The following is a 13,403-nucleotide window of genomic DNA, read 5'->3' on the forward strand; positions in this document are numbered from 1 at the left end:
CCAACGAGCGATATGGATGATAGCAAAAACAGAGCGATCGCATCCGTTACTTTTGCAGCCATCTGTTATAAAAGACTCACCACCTACATCTATCGATAGGTAGGCTCATGGGTAATTTAGCAGACTTTTCTAGCCAAGGCTATCAAGTAGAACGAGAGCTAGGACAAAATCGCGCTGGGGGTCGAGTCACTTATCTGGCAACGAGTCTGGCAACGAGTACAAAAACCCAGCAGCACGTTGTGATTAAGCAGTTCCAGTTTGCCCAATCCGGTGCTAGTTGGTCGGATTATGATGCTTACGAGCAAGAAATTCAACTATTGCGCTGTCTGAATCATCCCAGGATTCCCCAGTACCTCGATTCCTTTGAAACCCCAAGCGGCTTTTGCCTGGTTCAAGAATATAAACCCGCTTCCTCCCTGTCTACGTCACGTCACTTTACTCCAGAGGAAGTCAAGCGAATTGCCGTTTCCCTATTAGAAGTTTTAGTCTACTTACAACAGCAAAATCCCCCGATTATTCATCGAGATATTAAGCCGGAAAATATCTTAGTGGATGAACAATTGAAGGTTTACCTGGTAGATTTTGGCTTGGCTCGCATTGGAGGTGGAGAAGTCGCCGCCAGCAGCACCGTCAAAGGCACGTTGGGATTTATGCCGCCAGAACAGGTGTTCAATCGTCAACTCACCCAAGCATCTGACTTATATAGTCTCGGTGCAACGCTGGTTTGCTTGCTCACCCAAACCAAATCCACTGAAATTGGCAATTTAGTTGATGAAGCTTTTCGGATCGATTTTAAGCCGAGGGTGCCAAAACTGAATCCACAGTTTATCCGCTGGCTGGAAAAAATGACGGCACCCAACTGTAAAAATCGCTATCCCAATGCGGTCACTGCTCTGGAAGCACTCAAGCCGATTGATGTATTACGCCGTACCACAATTCCCAAGACTCTCCTGCGTCCTACAAAACAAGGGGTACTGGCAGCTGTAGCATTGCTAACCCTAAGTTTTGTCACTCTCAACACCGTGACTCGTCTATTCCAAGAACACCAAATCACGCAGTTGAGAAAACAGCACCTTCGGCAGTTGCTCAAAACAAAACAGTGTCGAGGATGCGATTTAAGCGGTGCCAACTTAGCTGGAGCAAGTCTGAATGGTGCCGACTTAAGCGAAGCCAAGTTGATAAAAGCGAACCTGAAGGGTGCTGAACTCAGAAATGCGACGTTGAATCAGGCAAACCTCGCGGGTGTATCCCTAAGCAGTGCTGACCTGAGGGGAGCCAGTTTAGTTGAAGTGCAGTCAAGTTCGGGTCAATCAAGCCGAAGTGATTGTGCCGATTTTAAAGATGCCAACTTGAGCCAAGCTAACTTAAGTGAAGCTAATCTGGGATGTGCCTCCCTATACAATGCCAACCTGAGCAGTGCCGAACTCAGCGGTGCTGACTTAACAGGAGTTGACCTGAGGTATGGCAATTTGAGAGGAGCAACTCTAAAACTGGTGCGCCTCAACACTGCCAATCTAGGCAGCGCCAGCCTCACAGATGCTAACTTAAGCGGTGCTGACTTAGGGGGTGCTAACTTAAGGAACGCTAACTTAAGTAGTGCCAATCTCAATGATGCAGCTTTAGTGGGTGCAAGCTTATACGGTGCCGACCTCAGTGATGCCAATCTTAGTCATGCCAACCTCAGCACAGCGAATTTGAAGGAGGTCAACCTTAGTGGGGCCAACCTCAGCGGTGCCAATCTCAAAGATGCAAACTTCAGCTTGAGTCAGCTATTGGGTGCCAATTTAATCGGTGTAAACCTAGAGTCGGCTGATTTGAGTTTTGCTAAGCTGAGTGACACCAACCTCAGCCGCGCCAACCTAAAGTTCGCTAATTTGAGTTATGCCACTTTAACGCAGGCCAATCTGAGGGGTGCCAATCTCAACCAAGTGAATCTGAGTCAGGCGAACCTGAGCCAAGCGAACCTGGAGTATGCTGACCTGAGTTACGCTAACTTAAAACAGACTAACTTGAGCCGTGCCAACTTGAACCAGACCAAGCTGCACCAGACTGACCTGACAAACACAAGAATGCCCGATGGTAGCATTCACAAGTAATCAACATTTAAGATTGACTGAACCCATTACTTAAGCTCTGGATGCGCTGCTACAGAGGGTGGCGGAGTTACCATCTGGTTAATCGTAGAAATCATCTGGTACAAGCGCCCCAAATCCCGTTGGTTGAAGTATAAAACCAGACGAGGCAAATCCAATGTTTCATCCACTGCTTCTTGGGGTAATGCCTGAGTTTTTTCAATTCTTCCCTTCACCAAGATGTCGCTGAAATCAGCATTCAGCTGTTCAACCGCTGCATCCGATATTTCCGACTTAAGACGAAGGACAAATTTATCCTCAACATAGCGGCTGGAGTGATAAACCCGGTAAAAGCGATTGATCGCTTCACAAGCGACATCTAAGTTATCTGTAATGGTATACAGGTTTGGATCGTCATGACTCACTAAACCGGGTTCGACTAAATGCTTGCGAACATAAGCATCCCAGGACGACCAGTAATCGCCGCCAGGACGGTCAATTAAGACCATCGGCACAGGACCATATCTTCCCGTCTGGCAAAGCGTCAAACACTCCAAGGCTTCATCCTGCGTGCCAAAGCCACCGGGAAAGAGAGCGATCGCATCGCTTTCTCGCAGGAAAAACAGCTTCCGGGTGAAAAAATACTTAAAAGGAATCAGCTTGGGGTCGCCTTCAATAAACGGGTTTGCTCCCTGCTCAAAAGGCAGCTGAATATTCAAACCAAACGATTTTTCAGCTCCAGCGCCTTCGTTTCCCGCCTGCATAATCCCCCCACCGGCACCCGTCATCACCATATAACCGAGCTGGGTGACACGGCGAGCAAACTCAACCGCCATGAGGTATTCGGGACTATCAGACGCAAGGCGAGCCGAACCAAAAATCGTTACTTTGCGGACGTGTCGATAAGGATAAAAAACTTGAAATGCCCGCTCCATATCTTGCATAGAAGCGCTCAAGATTTTCCAGTCCAGCCGGTCGATTTCCTCCCCAGCCAGTCGCACCAGCACTGACAGCGCCCGTTGTATCCATTTTCCGTGTTTCAGGTTCGGTAGCTGGTGAATTAGATCGGCTACGTCTGATTGCAGTGACTCAAGGGCATTAGAAGGAGGAGTGATGGTCATAATTTATGCAAGCACCAGCGGCACTCTATTCTAACGGGATTCGCCCCAGCATCGCCGCTACTGGTATCATCCTATACGATTTTCTCCCTAATCGGCTTTCAGCGCCTGTCTAACAGAAAGGTTGAAGCTTCCATTAAGGGGGCGGAACTCCTCAAAAAAACCCGTTTTCTACAAGAAAACGGGTTTTTTCAGATCGTGCATATCTTTCGTTATTTAAAACAACCTACTGAATGGTTCAAGAAGGCGAGTAAAAAAGACAAATGACAAGCAGAACTGTCAACTCAACTTAGAGAGTCTGGGTTGATAAGCAGCGATTTCCCGCAAAAATAGGTAACTATGCTGACGGTTTATCCATTCTTGCTGAGAAAAAGTTGGTTAGAGATACTTTTCCAAAGTATTTGCCAAAGTGGTTTTGGGAACCGCTCCCACCACCATATCCACCCGTTGACCGCCTTTAAAAATCATGAGCGTGGGAATGCTGCGAATCCCATACTGGCTGGCAACGTTAGGGTTTTCATCGGTATTGAGTTTGACTACTTTTACTTGACCGTCGTACTGCTGGGCAATTTCATCCACCACAGGCGCAACCATCCGGCAAGGTCCGCACCAGGGTGCCCAGAAATCTACTAGAACGGGAACTTCACTGTCAAGTACTTCTTGTTTAAACGAAGCGTCTGTAACTTGTGCGGCTGATGACATGCCTAGAAATCCTTAAGCGTAACAGTTTCTAATTTTTAGCAAATTCTACCATAGGCAAAACAGACATTTTCTGACTCAAAAGGTATACATTTAGACATAATTGACGAGTCAGTGGGTTTGACTGCTGGCTGGCTGGCGGTGATTTTAACCCCAGAAAAGGAACCGCCCGAACAGTAGTCCGGGCGGAGTGTGGTGTGAGGAGTGAACGGAAACATTCGTCTCCGCTTTCTCTATTCTAAGCGACAGCTTTAGATTTTCCAGCCCTCTAAGCAGGAGTCCGGAATTTCTTAAGGAACGCAAATGAGTCAGTGAGTTTATTTACCCATTCCCAACTGCTGTGCCTTCTGGTAGACCTTCCCTTCGGTCAGCAAAGAGGGTGCGATAACGACTTCAACTTGCTGCATCTCCTTGATATCTTTGGCTCCCAGTGTGCCCATACTGGTTCTCAAGGCTCCCAGCAGGTTATGGGTGCCATCATCCAGACCAGCGGGGCCGCGCAGGATTTGTTCGCACGTTCCCGTCGTGCCGACGCGAATGCGTGTACCACGAGGGAGAACGGGGCTAGGTGTTGCCATCCCCCAATGATACCCCCGTCCGGGTGCTTCTTTGGCTCTGGCAAACGGAGAACCAATCATCACGCCGTCAGCACCGCAGGCAAGCGACTTGCAGATATCGCCGCCAGTGATTAAACCGCCATCGGCAATCACGGGGACATAGTTGCCGGTTTCGTGGAAATAGTCATCGCGAGCGGCTGCACAGTCGGCAACCGCGGTTGCTTGGGGAATCCCTACTCCCAAAACGCCGCGAGAGGTACAAGCGGCACCGGGACCAATCCCCACCAGCACGCCAGCGGCACCCGCCTTCATTAAGTTCAGCGTCACGTCGTAGGTGACGCAGTTCCCTAAAATGACTGGGATTGGCATTTCTTGACAGAAGTGAGCCAAATCCAGGGGGGTCACTGACTCAGGCGAGAGGTGAGCGGTGGAAACCACCGTCGCTTGCACAAAGAACAAGTCAGCACCCGCTTTTGCCACCGCTGCGCCGTACTTTGTCGCTCCCGCTGGTGTGGCGCTGACGGCTGCGATGCCGCCTTGTTGCTTAATTTCTTGAATCCGTCGTTCGATTAATTCTTCCTTAACGGGTTCTGCATAGAGTTCTTGCATCAGCGCGACAAACTCTTCTTTGCCCACAGAGGCGATGCGATCTAAAATCGGCTCTGGGTTTTCATAGCGAGTTTGAATTCCTTCTAAGTTGAGGACGCCTAATGCCCCCAGTTGAGAGAGTAAAACTGCCATGCGGACATCTACTACCCCATCCATCGCACTGGCAATAATCGGTATTTCTCGCTCGATGCCGCCGATGCGCCAGCGGGTATCTGCCAAACTGGGGTCTAGTGTCCGATTTCCAGGCACTAGCGCGATTTCATCGATGCCATAAGCTCGGCGAGCTGTCTTACCCCGCCCAATTTGAATATCCACTCTTAACTTCCCGTTCCCAAGACTATTTAAGTTAGAGTATCAAATTCAATGAGGAATTTGTTCCGAGCGGGTGGTTAAGTTAGCTTGGGCGATTGAAAACGCGGCTACACAAACTTTCGTCTGCGCAAGGCGAGACTGTATACGAGGCGATCGCATTTTCAAAAAAGCGCTCAGCACCGATTATTTTGTACAAAGTTCACATCATTAATGCGCCGCAGTATTTTGTCATTTTTACCTAGTACCCGCATTTGGCAGCTATGATTAGCTCCTGGTGATATTAGGACAAAAACACCGTTAGTGGCTTCGTCGCGCAGAATCTTCCCGTTATCAAAGGTTATTTCGACAGCCGCGACTTCTGGCGAGAGTAGCTTACCGTAAGTGAGGGCGTAAGTCTCACCTTTATCATTCGAGTAGTTGCTGCCTCCATACCATACCAGCTCCTCTGGCGGTAACTGTGGGCGATCCAGAAAGAATTCAGCGCTGTCATTACCAATCTGTTCCCAGCCACTTCCTTTACTGACAAGCACGCTGTGACCCAATATCTGTGGCGACGCTTGCTGGCGATCGCTGCTGGGGCAGATGGCGCTATAGAGTACCACTACACCCTGCGACCATTGGCGGGTACCCAGCACGCGAAAGTCCTGAGCTTGGGTTGTGGGAGAGGGACAGAGGTTGTTTTGGCGTACAACTTGTTCTGGGGTGGCTGCCACACGCTCAGAACTACAGCTAGAGGCGAAAAGCGCCAGCAACCCAATTAGGGGGAGCATTAACCGTCTCATTGTCGTGTGGCTGGATTCGCCAGGGTAAGAATTCCATTCAAACTTGGCTCAGCCGTGAGTGAGTGGCATCTTCCCAAAGTAGGGTGGCTATGCCAATACTTCTCAGACAAGAAGACCTAAACGCCTTCCCAATTACGGAAAAGAGACGCGATATATCGGTCTCTACAGGAGAGGGGTTGGAAAGACGGGTTAACTAATTTGCATACCGTCTTGGTTGTTATTTTGGCTTGGCTTTTCTACTGAGGAAATCATAGCGGTGAGGGCTTCTGGCGGGATACTGCCGTTGTTGCTACGAACCAGATTACTAACTTGACCAATTAATGAGCCTAATTTGCCATCTTCAAGCAAGGTGTTAATTAAGGCTAAACCGCTGGTGGATAGTAACATTTTGTTGATGTCACCTGCACCGTTGCCGTTGCTGCCATTTGCACCGGGGAAGGAGTAAATTCTGGCATCGCCGATCACGCCTGGTTGAGGTGCCAATGCCTTGACAATTTCTGGCAGTTTATCTGCTAAATCGGGCCAAATTGTGGTGATAATCTTGGCAGTGAGGTTAGCGTCGCTAATCGTATTTTGGGCAGAAATTTGGGCTTGAATCCCTTCGGCTTCGGCTAAAGCTTTGTCGCGGTTGGCATCTGCTAGGGTGCGAATTGCTTCGGCTTCTAGTTCTGCTGCTTGTTGGGCGATTTCAGCTTGCCTTCTGCGTCGGAAAGCGTCAATTTCGACAACGTTGCGATCGCTAATACTCTTCTCTTGGGCTTCTCGTTCGGCGGCAATAATTGAAAGCTGTTTGTCCCGTTCGGCTTTCTCAACTGCACTTGCCGTTGTCACAGATGATTCTGCTCTGGCTTGTTGTGCTTCGGCGACAAAGCTTTCGCGTTTTTTGTTGGCGACTGCGATCGCTACCTCTTCTTGGGCAATTCTTGACAGCTTTTCGGACTCTGCTACCTGCACTTGCGCTTGCAATTTCGAGGATTCTACTGTCTGTAGACGAATAATTTCCGCCATTTCTGCTTCTTGTTTTTGCAGTGTTTGCGCCACCTTGAGTTGTTTATTGCGTTCCTCTAGGGAAATATCTGCCTCAATTTGGCTTTGTTGTACTGCCAGTTTTTTGTTGATTTCTTCCTCCTGAATGATGCGCTGACGGGTTATTTCCGCAACTTCCGCTTCTTGTTTTTGCAGTGCTTGTGCCACCTTGAGTTGTTTATTGCGTTCCTCTAGGGAAATATCTGCCTCAATTTGGCTTTGTTGTACCCCCAATTTCTTGCGAATTTCTTCTTCTTCAACGGATTTAAGCTGCAAAATCTTGGTACGCTGCACCGTTGCGGCTTCTCTGTCTTTCGATTCTTGGATTTCCCTCTGTTTTTGAGCTTTGAGTGCTTCTACTTGTAACTGTTGCTCTTGTTTGGCGTTTTCTTTCTCTTGCTCAATTTGGAGCGATCGCTTTTGGGCATCCAGTTCTTTCTGCTCAATGGTAACTTGAGTCGTTAACTCTACTTCTCTTTTTTGTTGAATCGAGCGTTGAATCGTTTCAGTCCGCAGTCGCACGCCTTGAGCATCGAAGAAGTTATTTGTGTCGTAGGTATCGCTTTCTTCTATTTCCGAAATGGCAATGTTGTTAAGTGTCAAACCTACTTTCTTCAAATCTTGCTGAACCAGATTTAAAACGGCATCAGCAAACCCAATTTTGTCCGAATCAATCTCGGCTAAACTCTTATTTTTCGCCGCTGCTCGAATCGCATCATCTGCGCGTTTTTCCAGAGCATCTTTAATATCTTCCGGCGTAATTTTTCCAGCTCTAGATAGCCTAGCTGCTGCTGTTAAAACATCTTGTTCGTCGGCATTGATGCAGACATAGAAAGTCACCCGCATATTTGCCCGGAGGTAATCTTGAGTACGAACAGCCAGCTTCCCGGTGCGCTCAACGTCAATCGAAATTTCCCGCAAAGGGACGCGGGTAAGCTGATGAAAGCCAGGTAAAACAACGCAACCACCATAGAGGATAACGGATTTACTTTTAATAAAAACGCCGCCTGTTCTCACAAAAGCTTCGTTGTTGGGTGTAACAACATAAACTCGCGTATATGCCCAAATGCTTAATAGCAGTAATAAAACCAAAGCCCCAATAATTCCTGGGAAGACAATCCCGCTTCCCAGTTGGGCAATCGTTGGTTGTATCGGGGCAGGCAGGGTTTGAGCGATTAAAGTAGACTCATTTTCGGGTAAACTCGCCTCGGTTTGCCATTGTTGCTCCGAGAGTTCAGATGTGGTAGCAATTGGTAATGATTGGATGAAGGTAAGCCAAAATAGCATAATTTTGAAGAAGTTGGTTGTTAGCTGTTAGTTTCTCTAGCAATTGGAAGTTGCGGCTATACAGATGAAACCTATCTACCTAGGCAAGTCGAAATTCTAAATTCAGGGTTAGCGTAAGCGCATAGATAGACTTTGCTTGAATCGAGGTGAATCCTATTCTTTATAGATTTCTTACTTGATTTTGGATGCATTTTCTAGCCAATGCTCTTGATCGGGACTATCTTTGGCGACGACTAAATAGTGGTGTTCCAAACGTTCAATGACTAAGACTTTTTCATTTCGACGTGGGAGAACAGTTGCCCAATCAGGCAAAGTAGCGCTGATGGTGACAAGATTTCGCGCTGAATCGATGACATCTACCTGACCAATTTTGCCTCTGTGTTTATGGGGAATAAAGGCAGAACTTACCGTACCGAAACAACCAATTAAGCGATCGCTACTGGCATCTTCCCCAAAGGCAGCAAAGATTTTTCCCAGAGGTCGAGAAATCAACCCCCCTAGAAACAAGCTGATTGCCATTGAACTTAATAACACCACTCCCCCTAACCCAAAAAAACGGTAGGGGATGCCACCTGTGAGGCTACCAACCCAAACATTGAGCATCCAGCCGATGACACCCCAAAGGCTAAAGTCAGTTCCTAATAATAGGATTAGCGGCGCTTTGCCAATGCCCAACCATCCCAAAATTTCCAAGGAGTTAAAGCTACCATCCGTGTCGGTGTCTACGTCTATAACATCTACGTCGGTATCTATGTCAGCGTCTATGTCGGCATCTACGTCGGAGTCTCCTCCACCGGAAACAATCACCAATAGGAATAAAAGGACTCCCATCCCTAGAAACATCCAGTAGGGTAGGTTGGCTGAATTAAACAGCATGAATGCCTAGTGTCCTTAATTGAGTTAGAAATTCCATCGTTTCAAGACTTACGCAAGAAAGTCCTTAATAGAGAAGTTCGTCTTTGCGCTTCATCGATTAATTAAACTGACTGCACTTAGATCATCTCAGAGCGTTATTGGCGATTCAGCTCACTCTTTGGCTCACTCTTTGGCTCAGTTGTTGGCTCAGTTTGCCTGAAGTTGAAACTCTTGGTTTCATCAAATGTAGGTAATCCCTCGCCTCGATCAAACGGCTTTCTTAAACCTGCACATCGCGTGAACTGAGATAAAACATCACTAGCCTAGCCGCCATTCCTGAAAAACCGGAAAAAAGATAACTTTTTTTAATTTGTATTCTCTATAAAGAGAATTTTGGAGTTAAGTTTAAGTGAGCTTATAAATAACATCCTCCTAAAGGCAGATTTTAAGAGCAATAAACTTCACTAAAGGGATAGAGGTAAGCAGCTAAAGCCTGTTTTAGGTTGAAGCAATTATCTTCATCAGGAACGCAAATGTCTGCATCTACCAACAAGTCAGCGCTGGCTTGCTATTTCACAGTGATGCAAATGCCGATGAGGCAGCGCGACTTGCAAGCACTCACTGAAATATTTGATGATTTTGACACAGAGGAGCTGATGCACTTGGAAGCGATCGCTCCCTTAGAGTCAGCCGGAGTTCTGGAACCTTGGGAGGAAACTGGGTGGGCTACACTTACCGAAAGCCAGTATGAGATGGAAGGTGCCTTTGCGTAAAGAAAGCGGTGCTGGCGGATGTTTGTTCTCGTGCGGTCAGTTAATCAGAGCTTAAAATTAATATAGATAAGCACTTGAATATTTAGATATAGCTTTTAAGCTTTGATTCAATCTGAGACCTTAGAATTACTCGAATGGCCCCGCCTGTGTCAGCATTTGTCTACCTTTGCTGCCACGAAGTTGGGCGCGATCGCTGCCAATCATCTGCAAATCCCAGCGACTCAGTCAGAGAGCCTGCAACTGATCGCCCAAACTCAGGAAGTTTACCAGTTAGAGAATCGTCTTTCTCCAGGGTTGAGTTTTGAAGGAATCCAGGATATCGGAGATTCTCTGGAACGGGCGGAACTTCAGGGAATTTTAGCAGGGGAAGAGTTGCTCGCGATCGCGACCACCTTAGTTGGAGTTAGGCGTCTGCGGCGCATTATTGACGATCAAGAAGATGTGCCAGTTCTCAAAGATCTGGTTGCCGATATCCGCACCTATCCAGAATTAGAGCAGGAAATTAACCACTGTATCGATGAGCGGGGAGACGTAGCTGATAGGGCAAGTGCCAAATTGGGCGGGATTCGCATCCAACTGCGGCAGCTACGCGGTCGCATTTATCAGATATTGCAGGGGATCTTGCAGCGCCAAGCCAATGCAGTCCAGGAACAGACGATCAAACAGCGGGGCGATCGCTTCGTGATCCCCGTCAAAGCACCGCAAAAAGACGCCATTCCCGGCATCGTCCACGACACTTCCGGTAGCGGCGCGACGCTATTTATCGAACCGAATGCGATCGTGCAATTGGGAAATCAATTGCGGCAGTTGCGGCGTCAAGAACAAGTGGAAGAAGAAGCCATCCGCCAAGCGTTGACGGTACAAGTGGCAGCCGTAAAACCAGATTTAGAGCAGTTGTTGGCAGTGGCGACGACTTTGGATTTGGCAGCTGCTAGGGCACGATACAGCTATTGGTTAGAAGCGAATCCTCCCAGATTTGTCGAACGCACCCCGCCAGAAAAGCCGGGGAACCCGGAAGAGGCGTCGGGAGAATCCCCAGCCGAGAATCAAAAATCGAAAATCGAAAATTCCATCACCCTGCGCCAGTTGCGCCATCCTTTATTGGTTTGGCAGCAGCGACACGAAAACGGGGGTGCCGTCGTGCCCGTAGATTTACTGGTTCAGCCGGAGATTCGGGTCGTAACGATTACCGGGCCGAATACTGGTGGCAAAACCGTCACCCTAAAAACTTTGGGATTAGCCGCACTGATGGCAAAGGTGGGGTTATTTGTCCCGGCGCGGGAGCCGGTAGAATTGCCTTGGTTTGATTTGGTGCTGGCGGATATTGGCGACGAACAATCTTTAGAGCAGAGTTTATCGACTTTTTCTGGGCATATTCGTCGCATCAGCCGAATTACCGAGGGAATGACCCCAAATTCCCTTGTTTTGCTAGATGAAGTGGGAGCGGGAACCGATCCGGCAGAAGGAAGTGCTTTAGCGATCGCGCTTTTACAATATCTGGCAGACCATGCCAATCTCAGTATTGCAACCACTCACTTCGGCGAACTCAAAGCGCTCAAATATGAAGACGAGCGCTTTGAAAATGCCTCGGTAGAATTTGACGATCGAACCCTCAGCCCCACTTATCGCCTGTTGTGGGGAATTCCGGGACGTTCTAATGCCCTGACGATTGCGCGACGCTTGGGATTGAAGGGGGAAATTGTCGAACAAGCGCAAACTTATGTGGGTGGCGCTTCAGAAGACATCAACCAAGTGATTGCTGGACTGGAAGCCCAACGGCGCAATCAAGAAACTAAAGCCCAAGAAGCCAGTCAGTTGTTGCAGCAAGCAGAGCGTTTTTATCAGGAGGTATCGAGAAAAGCCGCCGCTTTGCAGGAACGGGAACAGCAGCTCAAACTGTCCCAGGAACGCGCTGTGCAGGAAGCCCTGATTCAAGCCAAAGGAGAAATCGCCCAAGTGATTCGGCGGTTACAGCAAGGTCCAGCTACCGCTCAAGATGCCCAAAGTGCAACCAACGCCTTGAATGAAATTGCCGAACGTCATCTTTTGCGATCGCCGCCTCCCAAACCCAAGCCGGGATTTAAACCAAAAACAGGCGATCGCGTCCGGATTCCCCGCCTAGGACAAACCGCCGAAGTGCTGAGCAATCCCGACGCAGAGGGTCAGATGAGCGTGCGATTTGGATTAATGAAAATGACCGTCTCCCTCGAAGATATCGAATCTTTGGACGGACAAAAACCCGATCCCATCGCCAAAGCCAAACCGGCGGCGACTCCAAAAGAGCCACCTGCACCTCCCAAACCACAACCCACGATTCGCACCTCCAAAAATACCGTCGATATTCGGGGGAGTCGAGTGCCGGATGCCGAGATGGCATTAGAGAAAGCGATCGCGCAAGCGATGGATGCGGGCTGTTTGTGGATTATCCACGGAAAGGGAACCGGACGGCTGCGAGATGGTGTCCACGAATTCTTGAAACAGCATCCTCTCATCGAGCGTTTTGAATTAGCTGGCACCCCAGAAGGTGGCACGGGGGTCACAATCGCCTATATTAAGTAGCGAATTACTAATGGCGAATTGTTTAAAAACAGTCAGCCATTCGCCATGAGCGACGACAGGAAACTTACTTAAAACCGCGATAGTCTGGTTTCAAGACTCGTAACGGCGAAGTTATTACCAGTTGCGTCACCTAAGCTAAAAATATGCCCTCCATCGTGAAGACACCAACGACGCCAACCCCCCGCTGGGAGGATTTACCCCTTGCTTCCGCGCCAGATCCCGTACAGTTGGACAATATCAAAGCCCAACTGGATTTAATTTTATTGGCGCTCGAAGCATTGGCAGGCATCGGTTCCGACGCGATACTCCAAGCCGCAGCACAATTGAATTTAGAGTCAATGGTGGCAGATCGGGTGGCTTTGTGGCGATTGCGCCAGTCTAACCCCATGCGGAAGAGTTCGGGAGGGCGGAAGAAGTTAGATGTGGAGGAAGCGCGATCGCTTGTTTTAATCGTCTGTCACCTTGCCGGACAGCAGCAAGAGCTAATCCGACGTGCCGTTGCCTTGCTCGAACAGCTAGCCGAGCAAAACCGGGAACCCCACGAAGCTTCTTTACTAGGAGATTATCTTGATGCCTTCAGCAACACTTACCAGGAACGCATGGAGGAAGAAGAAAATGTATCGTCCGACGCTTTGAGCCACTTGGCATTGAAACTTCTGATCGATCTCCTGTTCTACAGTAGCCCCAATGGTCATCGGCGTCTCTGGTTAGCACTTTTGGATCGCGCCCGCTAGCAATTCACACTTAGCAATTA

The 13,403-nt window shown here is 48.5% G+C and carries 10 protein-coding genes; 4 read left to right on the plus strand and 6 right to left on the minus strand.

Annotated elements, in window-relative coordinates:
- Nucleotides 1-107 precede the first annotated feature (107 nt).
- Nucleotides 108-2,096, plus strand: coding sequence for a pentapeptide repeat-containing protein (locus NDI44_RS14730; protein ID WP_190412214.1), 1,989 nt, complete (start codon nt 108-110; stop codon nt 2,094-2,096).
- 26 nt (nt 2,097-2,122) lie between these two features.
- Here NDI44_RS14730 and NDI44_RS14735 read toward each other — a convergent pair whose 3' ends face one another.
- From NDI44_RS14735 to NDI44_RS14760, 6 genes are all read right to left on the minus strand, one after another.
- Entirely contained in the window at nt 2,123-3,193 is a 1,071-nt protein-coding gene (locus tag NDI44_RS14735; protein WP_190412215.1) for an LOG family protein, read from the minus strand.
- Nucleotides 3,194-3,568: 375 nt separating this feature from the next.
- Nucleotides 3,569-3,892: a thioredoxin gene (gene trxA, locus NDI44_RS14740; RefSeq protein WP_190412216.1), complete on the minus strand. Its 324-nt coding sequence runs from the start codon at nt 3,890-3,892 to the stop codon at nt 3,569-3,571.
- Between the two features lie 314 nt (nt 3,893-4,206).
- Nucleotides 4,207-5,370, minus strand: a complete 1,164-nt coding sequence (locus NDI44_RS14745) for a GuaB3 family IMP dehydrogenase-related protein (RefSeq protein WP_190412217.1) — start codon at nt 5,368-5,370, stop codon at nt 4,207-4,209.
- 170 nt (nt 5,371-5,540) lie between these two features.
- Nucleotides 5,541-6,137 carry a hypothetical protein gene (locus tag NDI44_RS14750; RefSeq protein WP_348235294.1) on the minus strand — a complete coding sequence of 199 codons (597 nt, stop codon included), beginning with the start codon at nt 6,135-6,137 and terminating at the stop codon, nt 5,541-5,543.
- A 201-nt stretch (nt 6,138-6,338) separates the two neighbouring features.
- Entirely contained in the window at nt 6,339-8,462 is a 2,124-nt protein-coding gene (locus NDI44_RS14755; protein WP_190412219.1) for a flotillin domain-containing protein, read from the minus strand.
- A 171-nt stretch (nt 8,463-8,633) separates the two neighbouring features.
- Nucleotides 8,634-9,338, minus strand: coding sequence for an OB-fold-containig protein (locus tag NDI44_RS14760; RefSeq protein WP_190412220.1), 705 nt, complete (start codon nt 9,336-9,338; stop codon nt 8,634-8,636).
- A gap of 512 nt (nt 9,339-9,850) precedes the next feature.
- On the opposite strand from NDI44_RS14760, the gene NDI44_RS14765 reads away from it, so the two are divergent.
- From NDI44_RS14765 to NDI44_RS14775, 3 genes are all read left to right on the plus strand, one after another.
- Nucleotides 9,851-10,090, plus strand: coding sequence for a hypothetical protein (locus tag NDI44_RS14765; protein WP_190412221.1), 240 nt, complete (start codon nt 9,851-9,853; stop codon nt 10,088-10,090).
- A 102-nt stretch (nt 10,091-10,192) separates the two neighbouring features.
- Nucleotides 10,193-12,649 carry an endonuclease MutS2 gene (locus NDI44_RS14770; RefSeq protein ID WP_190412222.1) on the plus strand — a complete coding sequence of 819 codons (2,457 nt, stop codon included), beginning with the start codon at nt 10,193-10,195 and terminating at the stop codon, nt 12,647-12,649.
- Nucleotides 12,650-12,792: 143 nt separating this feature from the next.
- Complete coding sequence (locus NDI44_RS14775; RefSeq protein ID WP_190412223.1) at nt 12,793-13,383, plus strand: DUF3038 domain-containing protein; 591 nt, start codon at nt 12,793-12,795, stop codon at nt 13,381-13,383.
- Nucleotides 13,384-13,403 lie beyond the last annotated feature (20 nt).

It is taken from the genome of Trichocoleus sp. DQ-A3, assembly GCF_039961975.1.
In the GTDB taxonomy this organism is placed as follows: Bacteria; Cyanobacteriota; Cyanobacteriia; order Cyanobacteriales; family FACHB-T130; genus FACHB-T130.

Bases quoted from the DNA above. Each gene is read 5' to 3' on its own strand.
- NDI44_RS14730 (WP_190412214.1), top strand. From the start codon at position 108: ATGGGTAATTTAGCAGACTTTTCTAGCCAAGGCTATCAAGTAGAACGA.
- NDI44_RS14735 (WP_190412215.1), bottom strand. From the start codon at position 3,193: ATGACCATCACTCCTCCTTCTAATGCCCTTGAGTCACTGCAATCAGAC.
- trxA (WP_190412216.1), bottom strand. From the start codon at position 3,892: ATGTCATCAGCCGCACAAGTTACAGACGCTTCGTTTAAACAAGAAGTA.
- NDI44_RS14750 (WP_348235294.1), bottom strand. From the start codon at position 6,137: ATGCTCCCCCTAATTGGGTTGCTGGCGCTTTTCGCCTCTAGCTGTAGT.
- NDI44_RS14755 (WP_190412219.1), bottom strand. From the start codon at position 8,462: ATGCTATTTTGGCTTACCTTCATCCAATCATTACCAATTGCTACCACA.
- NDI44_RS14760 (WP_190412220.1), bottom strand. From the start codon at position 9,338: ATGCTGTTTAATTCAGCCAACCTACCCTACTGGATGTTTCTAGGGATG.
- NDI44_RS14765 (WP_190412221.1), top strand. From the start codon at position 9,851: ATGTCTGCATCTACCAACAAGTCAGCGCTGGCTTGCTATTTCACAGTG.
- NDI44_RS14775 (WP_190412223.1), top strand. From the start codon at position 12,793: ATGCCCTCCATCGTGAAGACACCAACGACGCCAACCCCCCGCTGGGAG.